Origin of the sequence: Saccharothrix espanaensis DSM 44229 (assembly GCF_000328705.1) — a bacterium.
In the GTDB taxonomy this organism is placed as follows: domain Bacteria; phylum Actinomycetota; class Actinomycetes; order Mycobacteriales; family Pseudonocardiaceae; genus Actinosynnema; species Actinosynnema espanaense.
Genome location: NC_019673.1, coordinates 5,879,262 through 5,895,274, shown reverse-complemented (window position 1 = coordinate 5,895,274; position 16,013 = coordinate 5,879,262). Strand labels below are relative to the sequence as shown.

The window sequence follows — 16,013 nt, the reverse complement described above, 5'->3', positions numbered from 1 at the left end:
CCGCGCCGGAAGAGAACGACCGGTTCGGTGCCGCCCCATACCCTGGCGGTATGCCGGAGCCGGAGATCCGCGAACTGCGCTACTTCCGCGCCGTTGCCGAGCACCTGAACATCACCCGCGCGGCCGAGCGGCTCGGCATCGCGCAGCCGCCGCTGTCCCGGGCCATGCGTCAGCTCGAACGTCGGCTCGGGGTCGACCTCTTCGACCGCACCGGACACCGGCTGGCGCTGACCCGGGCCGGCGAGATCCTGTTCGAGGAGGCCGCCGCCGTGCTCGGTGCCCTCGACGCCGCGGTCCGCCGGACGCGGCAGGCCGGCCTTCCCTTCCGCGGACTCGTGGTCACCGCCAAACCCGGGGTGGCCACGCGGCTGCTGCTCCGGGTCCGCGAACGGTTCCGGGCTGATCCGGACGCACCGGAGATCCGGGTGGTGGTGAGCGGATTCGGCGAGCAGGCCGACATGGTCCGGGACGGGCGCGCGGACCTGGCCATCGCCGCCTGCGTCGACGGCCACGGCCTCGACACCGAGCTGGTGGCGACCGAACCACGCGTCGCCGCGCTCGCGGTAGGACACGAGCTGGCCGGGCGCGAGGTCCTCAGCACCGCCGACCTGCTCGCCGAGCCCGCGCCCCGGTGGAGCGCCCCGGGGGTGGTCGACCGCGACTACTGGCTGGGAAACCCGGATCGCCCGGCGGACGGCCCGGTCGTGCGGGACAGTGCCCAACTGCTGGACGTGGTCGCACTTGGCCAGGCCGTGGCGTTGGTGCCGAGTTCGCTGGCCGCGCTGAACGTCCGGCCCGACGTGACGTACCGCCCGGTACCCGACGCGACGCCGTACCGGACCCTGGTCCTTTGGCCGGCGGGCAGCCGGTCGCCGTGGATCGCCCGGTTCGTCCAGGCAGCGCTGGAGGGGGTGAGCTGACGGTGTGCCGCACTTGGGTGCGGCACCCTGCGGCGGCCGGAGCTGCGGCTCCGACCAAGGCATCGCCACCCGGGAGGCGCTCTGGCTCACCACCAAGCCCCGACAGTGGTCGCGTCGTACTTCACGCCAGTGGTGTTGGTTTTGTCGTCGTGCTTCGCGCCGGTGAGGACCACTCCGGGCCGACGAGCGACATCCTGGTCAGGTCGGCGTTGAACGCGATCAGCTCGGCCAGGCAGGTGTCGCGGAGGTCGATCGGCTTCGTCGTCGGTGGCGAGGCGTTCCAGCGCGTAGGTGCCGCCCAGCCGCACCTGGAAGCGCTCAGCGCCGGGGGCCGAGCAGTTGGACGGCCTTGGCGTACCGGTCGGTGATCTGCCCCTGTTCGGCGACCTCGATCTGCTCCTGGGCGGCGCGCAGGGACAGTGCGGTGAAGACCAGCGCGCCCAACGCGGTCGCGGCGGTGATCACCTGGGTCCAGTCGCGGCGGACCGCGGGCTCGGCCGCCCTCGGCACCCGGCCCTTGCGCCACACCGCGAACGCCACGCCGAACAGCAGCAAGCTCGCCACCGCGGGCCACCACCGGGACAACCACCCCGGCGAAGGCAGCAGGTCGGCCCGCAGGAGCGTCCACCCGACCATGGCGAGTCCCGCGACCACCAATCCGTTGATCACCCGACGTCCGGCTGTCGGCCGACGCGGCGGTTCCTCGGCGGGACGGTCGTCGTCCACGATGGGACAGAGTGCCACGATCCGGTCCGGAAGCACGGTTGAGCAGCGGGATCACGTCGGGATCGGGCAAGCCGTGCGAAGCCCCGACTTCCGCGCTGCGGCGGCGTTGTCGCCCGCCTCGCCGTCAGTCGAACACGGTGGGCAGGGTCCGGTCGTGCCAGTGGGTGTGCGCCAGGTGCAGTTGCGGTTCCAGCACCCGCGAGGTGGACAGCTCGGGCAGTGCGTCCAGGGCGAACCAGTCGACGGCCGAGATCTCCGTCGGGTCGGGTTCGCCGCGGGACTCCTCGTCGCACAGGAAGAACAACTTGTGGACGTGGTACGGGAAGCGCGGTCGGTGGCCCTGCCGCTCGCGGTCGAGGACGGCGACGAGCTTGGCGACCCGCACGGTCAGCCCGGACTCCTCCCGCACCTCGCGGGCGACCGCCTCGGCCGGCGACTCCAGGACGTCGCACCAGCCACCCGGCAGGGTCCAGCGGCCGTCCGAGCGCTCCCGCACGAGCAGCACCCGCCCGCCCGGGTCGAAGACCGCGCCGCGCACGTCGACCTTGGGCGTGGCGTGTCCGGTGTCCAGGGCCACGATCCGCCGCACCTCGCGCAGGTCGCCGGTGGCGACCAGGGCGAGCAGCCCCTCCGCCGCCCGCCGGACCTCCTGGTAGCGCTCGCGGTCGTACGGGTCGTCGGCGTAGGTCAGGCCGTTCTGGGCGGTCGCCAGCAGCCGCAGGGCGTGGCGGTGGACGACCTCGGCCGGGTCCGGTGCGGTCATGGTGCCGGCACTCCTCCTCCGGGGCGGTCGGTGCGGAACAGGGGGGTGCGCGGGTCGCGCAGCAGCGGCAGGAACACCGATTCGGCCGCGCCGACCAGCACCGGGTCCTCGACCGCGCCGGGCGTGGTGTGCGGGTTGTCGAGGGTGGCGACGACCGACCGGCGGGACGGGTGCAGCACGTCGTCGCGGGCCAGGGCGAGCAGGGCCGCGAACGTGCCGGTGCACACCACCCGGTCCGGGTTGATGATGTTGACCAGGCTCGTCAGGCCGATGCCCAGCCGCCTGGCCACCTCCTCCGCCGCGGCCAGCGCGGCCGGCTCGCCCGCGCGCGCGGAGTCCAGCAGGCGCTCGGACGCCGCCGAGTCGGCGGACTCGGGCAGCCCGGCCGCGCGCAGCAGGGCGTTGCCGTCGGTGTAGGTCTCCAGGCAGCCCCGCTGGCCGCAGGCGCAGCGCCGGCCGCGCGGGTCCAGCACCAGGTGGCCGACTTCGAGGTGCGTGCCGTGCGGGGAGACGCCGCCGCCGAGCAGCGCGCCGCCGACGCCCCAGTGGTGCCCGGTGACCACGAGCAGCGTGCCCGCGTCGCGGCCGGCCCCGTGCCGGTGCTCGGCCATGGCCACCAGGGCCGCGTCCCGGCGGACCACGACCGGCAGCCCGGCGGGCACCGCCGCCGCGAGCAGGTCCCCGGCGGGCACGTCGCGCCACCCCAGGTGGATCGCGGAGCGGACCAGGCCGTCCTCGTCGCGCACCATCCCCGCGACGCCGACGCCGACGCCGACGCACGCCCGGCCGGACTCCTCGGCCAGGCGGGTCACGGCGCGGGCGAGCGCGCCGATCACCCGCGCCGGGTCGTCGATGTGGTCGGGCAGGGCGAGCCGGTGCCTGGCGACGATCTCCGCGTGCAGGCCGACCACGGCAAGGTCTAGTCCAATGGGGGTAACTTGCGCCGCGATGGCGACCGGCCCGCCGGGCTCGGCCGCGAGGGTGGGCGAGGGGCGGCCGCGGGTGCCCGCCCGGACCGGTTCGCAGACCCGCACCAGACCGAGTCCGACCAGCTCAGCGATGGCGTCGCCGGTCGCGCCGCGGGCCGCTCCGAGCGTGCTCGTGACCTCCGCGCGGGCGACCCGTCCGCGCTCGTGGACGAGGTTCAGCACGCGCGCTGTCAGCGGAAGACCCGCGACCTCGAATTGCGGCCATCGGCACATGTCCCTTATTTTGCACTAGGGGAGTACAAAACCTGCGACGACCCGCCGCCGACAGGCGGACAACGCCTCACGGAGGTCTGGGCATGGGGGCGAGCACGGCGGGCACGACCCGCCGGACCGGGAAGCCTTCGACGAGGAACGGCACGAGCCCGGTCAGCTGACACAAGCACGTGCGCGACGGCGGTGCGGCCGTCGCCCCTCCCGCCCGACCGCTTTCGACACACCGCCACGACCTGATCCCACGCTCCACTGTGGAGGATACTGTGCGCCAGTCGACAAGTACGTTGCGCTGCAGAACTTTTCACGACGGGGAGGCGATGGCCACCGCCGTCGCCGACCTGATCACCCGTCGGGTCTCCGACGTCCTGCGCGAACGCGGAACCTGCCTGCTGGCCCTGTCCGGCGGCAGCACGCCCGCGCGGGCCTACCGCCTGCTCGCCGGGGCCGGCGTGGACTGGGACGCCGTGCACGTCGTCCAGACCGACGAACGCGTCACCGACGACCGACCGGCGACCTCGGCGGCCGTCATCGAGGACAACCTGATCACACCCGCGGGCGTGTCACCGTCCCGGTGGCACCCCATGCCCACCGCCGCGCACGACCTGCTCGGCGCGGTCGACCGCTACGCCGCGCTGCTCGCCGGCCTGACCCCTGGCGGCGTGCCCGACATCGCCCTGCTCGGGTTGGGCGAGGACGGCCACACCGCGTCGCTGTTCGCGGGGGACCCGGCGGTCGACGATCCCGCACCGGTCGTCGTCACGCAGCCCTACCAGGGCACCGTCCGAGTCAGCATGGCCGTGCACCTGCTCGCTTCGGTGCCCACCAGGGTGGTGCTCGCCGCGGGCGCGGCCAAGGCGCGCGCGGTGGCGCGGCTGCGCGGGGGAGAGGTCCCCGACACCGATCCCGCCGCACGCGTGCTGGGCGTCGACGGTGAGCTGTTCGCGGACCAGGCGGCGGCCGGCGAGGAGCGGGCGGGGTGAGCACTGTCGCTTTAGGACCGCGACACCCCGTCCTGGCCTTCGACCTCGGAGGGAGCTGGTGGCGGGTCGGGCTGCTCACCGACGCGTGCGCGGTGCGCCTGCTGTGCCGGGTCCCGGCCGTCAACCACCGCAACACCGCCAAACCCGTCCCCGGGTTGCAGGCCGACCTGGTGGACTTCGTCGTCGAGCGGACCCGCGAGCAGCGGCGCCGGCACGGGTTCGACGCGGTCGGCGTGTCGCTCGGTGCCGCGCTGAACGGCCACACCGGCGAGGTGCTGGGCAGCGCACCGCTCTGGGGTGGCGGGACGGCACCGTTCAACCTCGCCGCCGCGCTCCGCGAGGCGCTGCCCGACGTGCGGTGGACCGTGCTCAACGACGTGTCCGCCCTCGCCGTCGAGCTGCTGGCGCACTCGCTGCCGGGGCGCAGGGCGACCGCCGTCACGGTCAGCAGCGGGATCGCCTGCCGCACCATCGACCTGCGCACCGGCCACATCCCGCTCGACCCGGTCCACGGCGTGCAGGGCGAGATCGGCCACCTGCCCGCGCGGTTCACGGCGCTCGGCCGGGAAGTGCGGGCGCACTGCGAGTGCGGGGCACCCGACCACCTGGCCGCGTTCTCCTCCGGCCGCGGCATCGAAGCGCTGCTGCGAGAACTGCCCGAGGCGCGCCCGTTGCGGGACCGGAGCCCCGACGACGTCGTGGGGGCGTTCACCGCCGCCGTGCGCGGAGGTGATCCCCGGGCCCGGTCGCTGCTGGACGACTTCACCCGGCCGTTGGCGGAAGTGCTGCTGCACCAAGCGGTCCTCGACCCGGGGGTGGAGCGCACCGTGCTCAGCGGCGGCGTGGTCGACGGGCTCGGCGACCACTACCGGGACAGCCTCCTGCGCAACCTCGCCGCGCTCGGCCTGTACGGGATCGACGATCCGGCCTACTTCGCCCGGCGGATCACCCGCGCGAGCGACGACGGGCTCGCCGCACTGCGGGGAGCGGGCATCAGGGCCCGATCCCCGCTCGACCTCATCGACGTGCACCTGACCAAGGGGGAACGACGTGAAGTCCTGGACCGTTAACGCGACCCAGGAGGTCAGCTACGACGTCCGGCAGACCGATCGGGTGCTGGACCCCGGCAACCGGGACCTGGCCCGAGCCGCCGCGCTGCACCCGGGCGCGCGCCGCCTGGTGGTGGTGGACCGGCAGGTCTGGCAGCTCTACGGCCCGGACGTCCGCGCCTACTTCCGCCACCAGCGGGTCGACGCGCGCTACGTCGCCCTGCCCACCGACGAACCCAACAAGACGGTCGAGTCGGTGTACGCCGTGGTCGACGCGGCGGACGCGGCCGGCCTGAACCGGCGCAGCGACCCGATCATCGCCATCGGCGGCGGCGTGCTGACCGACGTGGTCGGGCTCGCCGCGAGCCTCTACCGGCGCGGCATCCCGTTCATCCGGGTGCCCACCACGCTGATCGGCCTGGTCGACGCCGCGGTCGGCGTGAAGACCGCGATCAACCACCACTCGCACAAGAACCGGCTCGGCACCTACTTCCCGGCCGCCACCACGCTGCTCGACCAGAGCTTCCTGCGCACGCTGCCGACGCGGCACGTCGCCAACGGCCTCGCCGAGATCGTCAAGATCGCCCTGGTCCGCGACCGGGTCCTGTTCGACCTGCTGGCCGACCGCGCCGCGGACGTGGTGGAGCTGGTCAAGCACGGCGGCGTGGGCGGGGAGATCATCGAACGCGCGGTCGGCGGCATGCTGGCGGAGCTGGCGCCCAACCTGTGGGAGCAGGAGCTCAGGCGGCTGGTCGACTTCGGCCACACGTTCAGCCCCGGCTTCGAGCTGAACGCCGACCACCCGCTGCTGCACGGCGAGGCGGTCGCCGTCGACATGGTGCTGTGCTGCCTGATCGCCCAGGGGCGCGGTCTGCTGTCCGAGGACGAGGTCCGGCGCGTGGTCCGGCTGCTCCGCCTCATCGGCCTGCCGGTGACCACGTCGGGCGTCACCCCGGACCAGTTGGTCCGGTGCCTGGAGGACGCCACCCGGCACCGCGACGGGCACCAGCACCTCCCGCTGCCGCAGGGGCTCGGCCACGGGGTGTTCGTGGAGGACGTGACCCCCGAGGAGATCCACCGCGCCCACCGCTCCTGGGTGGCGCTGGACCGGCTGCGGGAGGTCGCGTGACCGGCACGGCCGAGACGACCGGCGCGACCGTGGCGACCGGGGTGAACCTCGCGCTGGTGCGCCGCGGTACGGGCAGCGTCGTGGAGAGCAGGCCGGCTCCCGCGGTCCGCGCCGGTCAACGCGCGGCACGGGTGCTGCGCGCCGGGGTGTGCGGCACCGACCTGCAGATCCAGCGCCGGGTGCGGCCCGACGCGGCCACCGTCCTGGGGCACGAGGCCCTGGTGGAGCTGGCGGACCCGGTCACCGGCGTGCCGTGGCACGCCGTGCTGAACCCGGTGGACGCCACCGACCAGGACCGGGTGCTCGGCCACAGCTACGACGGCGTGTTCCAGCAGCGGCTGGTGGTCGACGAGCACGGCCCGGAGCTGGTGGCCGCCGGGCCCGGCCTGGTCGCGGACCTGGCACCGCTGGTGGAACCGCTGGCCACCGTGCTCTACGGCTGGGAGCTGTTCGAGCGCGAACCCGCGAGGGTGGCCGTCTGGGGCGGCGGCAGCACCGCCGTGCTCGCCGCCGTCGTCGGGGAGCTGCGCGGCGTCCGGACCTTCCTGCTGCACCCGCGCGAAGAACGGCTGCGGTTCCTCGCCGGGCGCGGGATGTTCGGCACGACCTCCCTGCACACCGGGCCGCCCGGGGTGCCGGTGGACGCCGCTTTCCTGTGCCTGCCCCGCGAAGCCGCGCCCGCCGCGCTGACCGAGGCGGTGGCCGCGCTCGGGCCCGACGGGGTGGTGGACCTCGTCGGCGGCTTCGGTCCGGGCGACCGCCACCCGGCGGCGCCGGGGGTGGACCTCGGCGAGGTCCGCCGCGCGAACGCGTGCGGCCTGCCGCGGCCCGGCGTCGTGGTGCGCCGGGGCGCGGCCGGGTTCACCGGCCACCGCGGCACCGCACGGCGGCACCTGGAGCGGGCGCAGCGGCTGCTGCTCGACCACCCCGAGTCGTTCGGACCGGTGGTCACGCACGTGGTGTCCCTGGAGGCCGCCGCCGACGAGCTGCCCGCGCTGGCCGCGCGGCGAGCTCCGTCCGCCGGTCCCGCCGAGCGGATCAAGGTGCTGGTCGACCCCACGATGACGGGCCGCGCCCACCGCGCGCCCGACCTGTTCACGACCGTCGGCGAGTTGGGAGGCACCGCGTGATCCCCACCGGGACGCCCTACCGGAGGCTGGACCACGACGACGGGCGCGTGGTGCTCGGCGAGGCGCGCGTCGCCGAGCCGTCCGGGACGTCGGCCAAGGCCGTCATCGCGCCGCGCCGGGTCGGCGTGTGCCGGTCGGACCTGCGCGAGCTGCGGTCCGACCGGCACCTGCGGCGCGACTTCGGCCACGAGATCGTGGCCGAGGTGGTCGGCGGCACCGACGGTCTGGGGCTGGTGGCGGGACAGCGGGTCGTGTTCGACCCGCACCCGCCGCTGCACGCCCGCACGTCCGGCTACGGCGAACTAGTGGAGCTGGAGGGTGCCCCGGAGGCCGTGCGCGGCGCCCTCGTGCCGGTGCCCGACACCGTGCCCGAGGACCGCGCCGTGTTCGCCGAACCGCTCGCGTGCGCCTGCCACTGCGTGCGGCGACTGGAGGACGCCGGAGGGGACCGGCGTTCGGCCGTGGCGGTCGTCGGCGCGGGCATGGCGGGCACGCTGATCGCGGCGGTGCTGCACGCGGACGGCGTGCCGGTCAGCCTGGTCAACCGCGGTGCCGCGCGGCTGGACTTCCTGCGGGCGCACCACGTCCTGCCCGAGGACGTGCTGGCACCGGCGGCGGGCCGCCGGTTCGACCGGGTGGTGCTGGCCACTGCGTCCGCCTCGCCCGAAGCCCTCGACGCGGCGCTCGCCATGGTGCGCCCCGGCGGCGTGCTGCTGCTGTTCGCGGGCACCCGCCCCGGAGTGGAACTGGCCGGCGTCGACCTCGACGACCTGCGCCGCCGGGAACGCGTCGAGCGGTCCTCGGTGGCGGGCGTCCCGCTCGTGCTGGCCGGCACGCACGGCGCGCTGCGCGCGGACTTCGACCGGGCGCTGGGCCTGCTCGCCGCCACCGGACCCGGCTGGACGGCCGGCGCCGCCGTCGAGCGGCTCACCACCCGTCGCATGTCGCTCGCCGAAGCCGCGTCCGCCCTGCCGGACCACGCCGAGAACGGGTTCGTCGGCAAGCCCGTCGTCGTCCTCCCACACCGTGGAGCCACGCCATGAAGGTCACCAAGTACCACCACCGCGCCCAGTTCGCCGACCTCGACGCGCTGACCGCGCGCATCCGCGACGCCCTGGCCGCCGGCGACTACATCCTCGGTCCCGCCGTCGAGCGCTTCGAGGAGCGCTTCGCGGCGCACACCGGCGTGGCCCACGCCGTCGGCCTCAACTCCGGCACCGACGCCCTCGTGCTCGCGCTGCGGGCGCTGGACGTCGGACCGGGCGACGAGGTGATCACCGTCGCCAACACCTTCCACGCCTCGGTGCTCGCCATCACCGCGGTCGGCGCCCGGCCCGTGCTGGTCGACTGCACGCCCGGCGACCACCTGATGGACCTGGACCAGGTCGACGCCGCCGTCACCCCGCGCACCCGCGCGGTGCTGGCCGTCCACCTGTTCGGCCAAGCGCTGGACATGGACCGCCTCGGCGCCATCGCGGACCGCCACGGCCTGGCGGTGGTCGAGGACTGCGCCCAGGCCGTCGGCGCGAGGTGGGCGGGCCGGCGGGTGGGCGGCTTCGGCCGGGTGGGCTGCTTCAGCTTCCACCCGAGCAAGAACCTCGCCGCGGCCGGTGACGGCGGAGCGATCACCACCGACGACCCGGAGATCGCACGCCGGGTCAAGGTGTTGCGCGGCCTGGGCCAGCGCGCCCAGAACGACCACGTCGTCCGGGGGTGCAACAGCAAGCTGGACGTCATCCAGGCCCTGGTGCTCGACGACAAGCTCGACCGGCTCGACGGGTGGAACGCGCGGCGCGCCGAGGTCGCCGGCCACTACGCGCGGGCCCTCGCCGGCACCGGGGTGGCCGCCACGCCGCCCGCCGGGCAGCGGCACGTCTTCCACCTCTACCAGGTCGCGGTCGACCGGCGGGACGAGGTGTTCGAGGAGATGACCGCGCGCGGCGTCGAGGTGGTCGTGCGGTACCCGGTCCCGGTGCACCGCCAACCGGCCTTCGCCGACCTGGGGCTGACCGGGTCGTTCCCGAACGCCGAGGCGCAGGCGCGGGGCACGCTCTGCCTGCCGGTCCGCCCCGACCTGACCGGCCCCGAGATCGACTACGTGCTGGACGTGCTGCTCGCCGCCACCGGACACCGCCCGCGCCGGCTCGTCGCCGGCTGACCACCCCGTGGAACGAGAGGACCCGATGGTGATGATCGCCCCGGCGCTGCTCGGCGCCGACCCGCTCGCCCTGGCCGACGCGATCGCCGACGTGGAACGCGCCGAAGCCGACCTGCTGCACGTGGACGTGATGGACGGGCACTTCGTGCGCGACATCAACTTCGGGCTGCGCACGGTCCGCGCGATCCGCGAGCGCACGACCCTGCCGGTGGACGTCCACCTCCAGGTGCAGCAGCCGGAAAGGCTGCTCGACGAGTTGGTCGACATCGCTCCGGACACGGTGTCCGTGCACGTCGAGAGCACCCAGCACCTGTCCGCGGTCCTGCGGGGACTGGAAGGCGGTGGCATCCGCAAGGGCGTGGTGCTCAACCCCGCGACCCCGCTGGGCGTGCTGGACGAGGTGCTGGAGCAGGTCGACCAGGTCGTCCTGATGACCAGCAACCCCGGCACCAGCGACTTCCTGCCGCACGTGCTGGACAAGATCGGCCGGCTGCGCGCGCTGCTGGTCAAGCGCGGGATCGAGCACGTGCGACTGGTCGCCGACGGCGGCGTCACCGCCGAACGCGCGGGCCGGCTCGTGGACGCGGGCGCGGACGTCCTGGTGGCGGCCTCCGCGGTGTTCGCCCCGCGCCACGGCGGCCCGCCGGCGGCCGTGGGCACGCTGCGAGCGGCCCGATGACCCTCCTCGTCGCGGACGTGATCCTGTTCGACCTCGACGGCGTCCTGGTCGACAGCTCCGGGTGCGTGGCCAAGGCCTGGTTCGAGTGGGCGGCCCGGCACGGCCTGGACGCCGAGCGCACCTTCGCGCTGGGCCACGGGCGCACCACGGCGGACCACCTCCGGGCCGCCGCGCCCGACCTGGCCACCCCGGAGGAGGCCGCGGCCGTCGACGCCCTGGAGGAGCGGTACGTCACCGAGGTCGTGGCCCAGCCCGGGGCGCGCGAGGCGACGGCCGAGCTGACCCGCCTGGGCCGGAGGTGGGGGATCGTCACCTCCTGCGACCACCCCGCGGCGACCGCCCGGCTCGCGGTGGCGGGCATCCCGGCCCCGGACGTGCTCGTGACCGCCGCCGACGTCGAGCAGCACAAGCCCGCGCCGGACGGCTACCTGCTCGGCTGCCGCCGAACCGGTGTCGAACCGGCCGGAGCGCTGGTGTTCGAGGACGCCCCGGCCGGCCTCGCCGCGGCCCGCGCGGCGGGCATCCGCGCGGTCGCGCTGAGCACCACCCACGACCCGGCGGAGCTGACCGGCTCCGACGCGATCGTGCCGGACCTGGCCCACGTCCGGTTCGGCCCGCGAGGTGAAGTCGCGCTGCGCACGGGGTGACGTCGCGTCGCGCACGCGGTCCGCACGACCTGTCGACACCCGTCCCCGTCAGAGAGGTGACGCCCGTGCATTCCGGATACGTCCACGACGACATCGCGTCCGTGTCGCCAGGCTCGGGCCGCCGACACCCGGGCGGGCCGCGCGACGGGGGCCCGGTCTATGTCGGGTTTCCGCGGGATCCTGCTTGGTGCGGCGCTGGACCCGCTGCAACGGGTGGTGCCGACGGCACGGGCCGGCGGCGTCCCGGTGATACCGACGCCCGGCGGTCGCCGGCCTGCCACCGTCCGATGTGGAGCCGGCCTCCGGCGAGGGGAACCGCACGGGTCCGAGGCGGTGCCGGTGGGGCGGGGGAGCGCCCGTGACGTCTGAACCGATCGTCACCGCGCCTCGGCACCAACGCGACTGGGACCAGTACTCCCGCCTGGCCGCCGAGTCGTTCGGCGGCGACCACCGGGATCTCACCTGCCACCGGTCACGCGGCCCCGCCGCCGTCGCGGTCGTGGACGACGAGGTGATCGGCGGCGCGGTGGCGTTGCGGGCGCACCAGTTCTTCGGTGGCAGCGCCGTGCCCACCGGCTGCGTGGCCGACGTGTGCGTGCGCCCCGAGTGGCGAGGCCGCGGTGTCGCCCGCCGGGTGATCGACACGCTCATGGACCGGACCCGAGCCGACGGCGGTGTCCTCAGCACCCTGTGGACGCCCGCCACCGGCGTCTACCGGCGGTGGGGCTGGGAAGTCGCGGGCCTGGGCAGGCGGTGGTCCGTGCCCGCGCGCGGCCTGCGGTCACTGCCCGCCGCACCCGGCGACGTGGTGCCCGGGTTCACCGAGCCCGCGCGAGAGCTCCAACGCGACCTCGCCCGCGCCTGGGACGGCCCACTGCGCCGCCCGTCCTGGTGGTGGGACTGGAAGTACTCCGACAGCGAGCACCGCTGCTACACCCTCGTGGTCGGCGGCGAACCACAGGGCCTGCTGGGTGTGCGCGTGCGCCCCGTCGAACCCTGGGGGCAGGACCTGGTCGTGTCCGACTTCTGGGCCCGCGACACGGCGTCCGGCCGCGCCCTGCTCCGCTTCCTCGGCGGTTTCGGCAGCATGGCGCACACCGTCCACTTCGACACCGGCACGCTGGCGAACCTGCCCGCGCTGGTGTGGGAACTGCCCCAACACGAACTGCGCGAACAGGGCTGGTACCCGTGGATGCTGCGGCTGCTCGACATCCCCGCCGCCTTGGAGAGCCGCGGCTGGCCTCGAACCGTTACCGGCCGACTCGACTTGGCCATCACCGGCCCCGCCGCGCAACGCCTGGTCCTGGAAGTAGCCGACGGCAGGGCTGTCACCAGCCCCGGCGGCACCGGGGCCGTCGCCCTGTCGCCGGGGCAACTGGCCGCCTGGTACGCCGGCACCCTGGACCCGCCCGCCCTGACCCGATCCCTGGGGCCGCTCGACGACGGGATCGTCGAGCTGATGGGGATGCTCACGCGCCGGACGGAGGTGTGGCTGCCCGATGTCTTCTGAACCCACCCGCACCGCCACCGCCGCGGCGTTCGCCTTCTTCGTCCTCTTGGGTGGTGTCACCGCCGCACTGGGTGCCGCCCTGCCCGTCCTGCGGGCCGAATACGGCTTGGCGGCAGGCGAAGGCGGCTCCCTCATCGCGTGCTACAGCTTCGGTGGCTTCACCGCCATCGCGCTGTGCGGCCTGTTCGCCCACCGGTTACCGGGTCCTCTGGTGCTGCGCTTGTCCGTCGTCCTGTTCGCGGCGGGCTGCGTCGGCATGGGTCTCGCCGACACCTGGCCCGTGCTCGTGACAGCCGGCGCCGTCACCGGCCTGGGCTACGGCGGTGCCGTCCTGCACCTCAACGTCGCGTTCGCGCAGCGCTTCGACGGCGTCCTCATGCTCAACTTCCTCAACGCCGCCTTCGGAGCGGGCACCATCACCGGCCCGCTGGCCGTCGGCTGGATGCCCACGATCACCCCGGCATTCCCCGTGATCGGCGTGCTGGCCCTGCTGTGCCTGCCCGCCGGCCAGGCCGCACCTCGCCACGCCCCACCGCCACCCTCCCGCCACCACCTGCCCGCCGGCCTCCTGGCCCCCTTCACCCTGATGGTCCTGCTCTACGCCGGACTGGAGACCGGCGTAGGTGCCTGGCAGGCGACCCACCTGATCTCCCAGGGCCTGCCGCCGGACACCGCCGTGCACTGGGTCTCCGCGTTCTGGGCAGCCCTCGCCCTGGGCCGGATCGTCATCCCCCTGGTGACCAGGACCCAGCCCCTGCACCGCGTGGTCGTCTACTGCCTGGCCGCGGCCACTGCCGCCCTGGCCGTCGCGACCATCCCGCCCCTGACCCCTTACGCCTACACCGCGGCAGGTCTGTGCCTGGCTCCCGTGATCCCCGTGGCGGTAGCGTGGCTGACCGGCCGGACCCCGGCGGCCCCTCAAGCGACAGCGTTCCTGTTCGCCGCCTCGATGGCCGGCAGCACGACCCTCCCCCTGCTGGTGGGAATCCTCGCGACCCCACCAACCCCCGCCCTCCCCATCCCCTTGGCACTGACCACAATTGGAGCCGCCGCCCTGGCCGCCGCACTGGCCACCGCCCACCGCCACGCATCCCCCACTCCCGGCTTCCGCCGGTGACACCCATCGATCGGCGACGGCCCACAGCAGACGGCCGCGCTCCGGCCCGGTGCCGCTGAGAGATCTACTTCCGCCTGGCCGTGGCCAGGAGTGGTCAGGTGCAGGTGGGCTCCGTGCCCGGAGTCGGGTTGGTCACGGGCTCGCAGTAGACGTGGGTGCGGGAGGGGCTCATCGTCCACGTGGCGGTCGCCGGCCAGTAGCCCATCCCGCCACCGTCCTCGGTGGCGAACAGCGGTCCGCTCGCGGCCCTCCCCCGGAATTCGTTCTGCTCCACGACGTCGATCTCGACGCGATAGGCGAACGGCCCCGTCGAACCGGTCAGGTCGACTACGACCTCCAGTTCCGCTGGAGACCGGGGCCGGACCTCGTGCGGGCGGTACAGGGTCGTCTGCTTCTGGACCGGGTCGAGGAGTGAGGGCTCTCCGTTGACCTTGACCCGCGCCGCGTCGGGCTCGGGGAACGGCAGGACGGCATCCGGGCGCGGTAGGCACGCCAGTCGCACGGTCGGCGGTTTCCCGGAGTACGGCGTGGGATCCGGCAGCACGCGAACGTGCACGGTCTGGACGGTGGTCCGGTAGTTCGCCGTGACCTCGATCGAGTGCGGAGCGTTCCCGGCGGGCACCGCACCTTCGCGCAACGCCCAGTCCCGCAGCCCACCGCAGTCGACGACGTCGTCGGGCGGCTCGGCGCGGGCGAGATCCTCCGCCGCCATCAGCACCCACCCCGCGCCGTCATCGAGCGCGCCGGGCGCGACGCGGGCGTCGATCCGGGGCTCCTGGGCGGGCACCGTGCTCCACGGCGTGGGCGGTGTCGTCGCGGGTTCCGTCTCCCACCGCACCGCGCGGCTCACGAGGAAACCCGCGGCGAAGCAGACAACCACGATGAGCGTCCGCCGCACCCCGGTCCTCACCGGAACATCCCGCCCTCGCCGCGCTCGATCCACGTGCCGCCGTTGACCTGGTAGCTGAAGCGCTGCCGGTAGTGGTCGGCGAACGCCGTGGTCGTGAAGGGCCCGGCCGCCTCCCTCGCCTCGAAGACCTGCTTCTCCCCACCGATCTCCGCGTGGATCTCCAGGTACCACTCGCAGCACGACGCCGTGGCCCGCCCGTCGACGTTGAACGGTTGGGTCTGACCGGGTTCCAGCTCCACGTTCTCGCTGTAGGTCCAGGGATCGCCGAGCGTGCCGTCCGCGTCGACGGTCCGTGCTCGCGGCTCGTCCTCCTCCAGGTCGAAAGTCAGGTCGATCACCGGGACACCGCCCTGCGCGCCCGCCCACACCAGCGCGCCGGACAGCGGTGCCGTCCGCTTCACCTTGGCCCTGACATCGGTGATCAGCACCGGCTTCGGCCAGTGGTTGACGACCGTCACCCTCGCCCTGGTGAAGTTGTAGAGCTTCCCGAAGGAGTTGAGCGGGATGTAGACCGGCCGTGCGACACCGACCAACGGCCCCGGCACAGGCCGGCCCTTGGTCGCCGGCAGGTCGCGCACCTGGGCGTCCGACAACGGGTCGGCGAACACCCAGCCCAATGCGTCGTCCACCCGGACCTGGCGTTCCACCTTCGCCGCGAGCACACCCTTGGACCGGGCCTTCTCCTCTTCCGCCTGCTTGACGTGGTCCTGCGCCCGGGGTTCACCGAACGGCGCGGAGACCGCGCCGGTGACACCCCCGGCTACCGCGAGCCCGATCCCGAGCAGCACGTCTCGTCTCGGAACCAGCCGACGACGCCACATCGCGCGGTTCACCAGGCCCTCGACCCGCGCGGCGAACCGCTCGTCCTGACGCAGCTTTCCCGCCAGGGCAGCCGTCAGTTCCGGGGACACCTGCCCACCGGCGGCATAGCCCGCCCAGAACGCGGCGGTGTCCGGGTCGTTCACGAGCCGCGATTCCACGATGTCGTGCAGGTGGTCACGGCTCGACTTGAGCGCGTTCTTCGCGGCGAGCACGGTGAACGTGAGTTCCGCCAACGCGTCTGACCCCATGATCCTCCCCGACACCGCTGGAC

Annotated in this window: 16 protein-coding genes; 11 read left to right on the top strand and 5 right to left on the bottom strand. The window is 74.2% G+C overall.

Going from position 1 to position 16,013, the window contains the following annotated elements; translation table 11 throughout:
- Positions 1-50 precede the first annotated feature (50 nt).
- Positions 51-920: a LysR family transcriptional regulator gene (locus BN6_RS25475; protein WP_015102647.1), complete on the top strand. Its 870-nt coding sequence runs from the start codon at positions 51-53 to the stop codon at positions 918-920.
- Between the two features lie 318 nt (positions 921-1,238).
- Here BN6_RS25475 and BN6_RS25470 read toward each other — a convergent pair whose 3' ends face one another.
- The 3 genes from BN6_RS25470 to BN6_RS25460 all read right to left on the bottom strand — a co-directional run bounded on the left by BN6_RS25470 (position 1,239) and on the right by BN6_RS25460 (position 3,611).
- A complete protein-coding gene (locus BN6_RS25470; protein WP_148303008.1) occupies positions 1,239-1,646 on the bottom strand; it encodes a hypothetical protein in 408 nt (135 codons plus the stop codon).
- Between the two features lie 124 nt (positions 1,647-1,770).
- Positions 1,771-2,409: an NUDIX hydrolase gene (locus tag BN6_RS25465; protein ID WP_015102644.1), complete on the bottom strand. Its 639-nt coding sequence runs from the start codon at positions 2,407-2,409 to the stop codon at positions 1,771-1,773.
- Positions 2,406-3,611 carry an ROK family protein gene (locus BN6_RS25460; protein ID WP_015102643.1) on the bottom strand — a complete coding sequence of 402 codons (1,206 nt, stop codon included), beginning with the start codon at positions 3,609-3,611 and terminating at the stop codon, positions 2,406-2,408. The genes BN6_RS25465 and BN6_RS25460 overlap by 4 nt, the downstream gene beginning before the upstream one ends.
- Before the next feature lie 317 nt (positions 3,612-3,928).
- On the opposite strand from BN6_RS25460, the gene BN6_RS25455 reads away from it, so the two are divergent.
- From BN6_RS25455 to BN6_RS25410, 10 genes are all read left to right on the top strand, one after another.
- Positions 3,929-4,591: a 6-phosphogluconolactonase gene (locus tag BN6_RS25455; RefSeq protein ID WP_051075733.1), complete on the top strand. Its 663-nt coding sequence runs from the start codon at positions 3,929-3,931 to the stop codon at positions 4,589-4,591.
- Positions 4,588-5,661, top strand: a complete 1,074-nt coding sequence (locus tag BN6_RS25450) for an ROK family protein (protein ID WP_015102641.1) — start codon at positions 4,588-4,590, stop codon at positions 5,659-5,661. Before BN6_RS25455 ends, BN6_RS25450 begins: the two co-directional genes overlap by 4 nt.
- A complete protein-coding gene (locus BN6_RS25445) occupies positions 5,642-6,769 on the top strand; it encodes a sedoheptulose 7-phosphate cyclase (protein WP_015102640.1) in 1,128 nt (375 codons plus the stop codon). Before BN6_RS25450 ends, BN6_RS25445 begins: the two co-directional genes overlap by 20 nt.
- On the top strand, positions 6,766-7,899 hold the full coding sequence (locus BN6_RS25440; protein WP_015102639.1) for an MDR/zinc-dependent alcohol dehydrogenase-like family protein: 1,134 nt from the start codon (positions 6,766-6,768) through the stop codon (positions 7,897-7,899). The genes BN6_RS25445 and BN6_RS25440 overlap by 4 nt, the downstream gene beginning before the upstream one ends.
- The gene (locus BN6_RS25435; protein ID WP_015102638.1) at positions 7,896-8,942 is read left to right on the top strand and encodes an FAD-dependent monooxygenase; all 1,047 of its coding nucleotides are present in this window, start codon (positions 7,896-7,898) and stop codon (positions 8,940-8,942) included. The genes BN6_RS25440 and BN6_RS25435 overlap by 4 nt, the downstream gene beginning before the upstream one ends.
- Positions 8,939-10,057 carry a DegT/DnrJ/EryC1/StrS family aminotransferase gene (locus tag BN6_RS25430; protein WP_015102637.1) on the top strand — a complete coding sequence of 373 codons (1,119 nt, stop codon included), beginning with the start codon at positions 8,939-8,941 and terminating at the stop codon, positions 10,055-10,057. The genes BN6_RS25435 and BN6_RS25430 overlap by 4 nt, the downstream gene beginning before the upstream one ends.
- Positions 10,058-10,082: 25 nt before the next feature.
- Positions 10,083-10,736: a ribulose-phosphate 3-epimerase gene (locus tag BN6_RS25425; RefSeq protein WP_015102636.1), complete on the top strand. Its 654-nt coding sequence runs from the start codon at positions 10,083-10,085 to the stop codon at positions 10,734-10,736.
- Positions 10,733-11,383 (top strand): HAD-IA family hydrolase, encoded by a 651-nt coding sequence (locus tag BN6_RS25420; protein ID WP_015102635.1) that lies wholly within the window; start codon positions 10,733-10,735, stop codon positions 11,381-11,383. Before BN6_RS25425 ends, BN6_RS25420 begins: the two co-directional genes overlap by 4 nt.
- Positions 11,384-11,741: 358 nt before the next feature.
- Entirely contained in the window at positions 11,742-12,893 is a 1,152-nt protein-coding gene (locus BN6_RS25415) for a GNAT family N-acetyltransferase (RefSeq protein WP_015102634.1), read from the top strand.
- Complete coding sequence (locus tag BN6_RS25410; protein WP_015102633.1) at positions 12,883-14,010, top strand: MFS transporter; 1,128 nt, start codon at positions 12,883-12,885, stop codon at positions 14,008-14,010. The genes BN6_RS25415 and BN6_RS25410 overlap by 11 nt, the downstream gene beginning before the upstream one ends.
- 94 nt (positions 14,011-14,104) lie before the next feature.
- Here BN6_RS25410 and BN6_RS25405 read toward each other — a convergent pair whose 3' ends face one another.
- Positions 14,105-14,920 (bottom strand): hypothetical protein, encoded by an 816-nt coding sequence (locus BN6_RS25405; RefSeq protein WP_015102632.1) that lies wholly within the window; start codon positions 14,918-14,920, stop codon positions 14,105-14,107.
- Positions 14,917-15,990 carry a hypothetical protein gene (locus BN6_RS25400; protein WP_015102631.1) on the bottom strand — a complete coding sequence of 358 codons (1,074 nt, stop codon included), beginning with the start codon at positions 15,988-15,990 and terminating at the stop codon, positions 14,917-14,919. Before BN6_RS25400 ends, BN6_RS25405 begins: the two co-directional genes overlap by 4 nt.
- Positions 15,991-16,013: the final 23 nt, after the last annotated feature.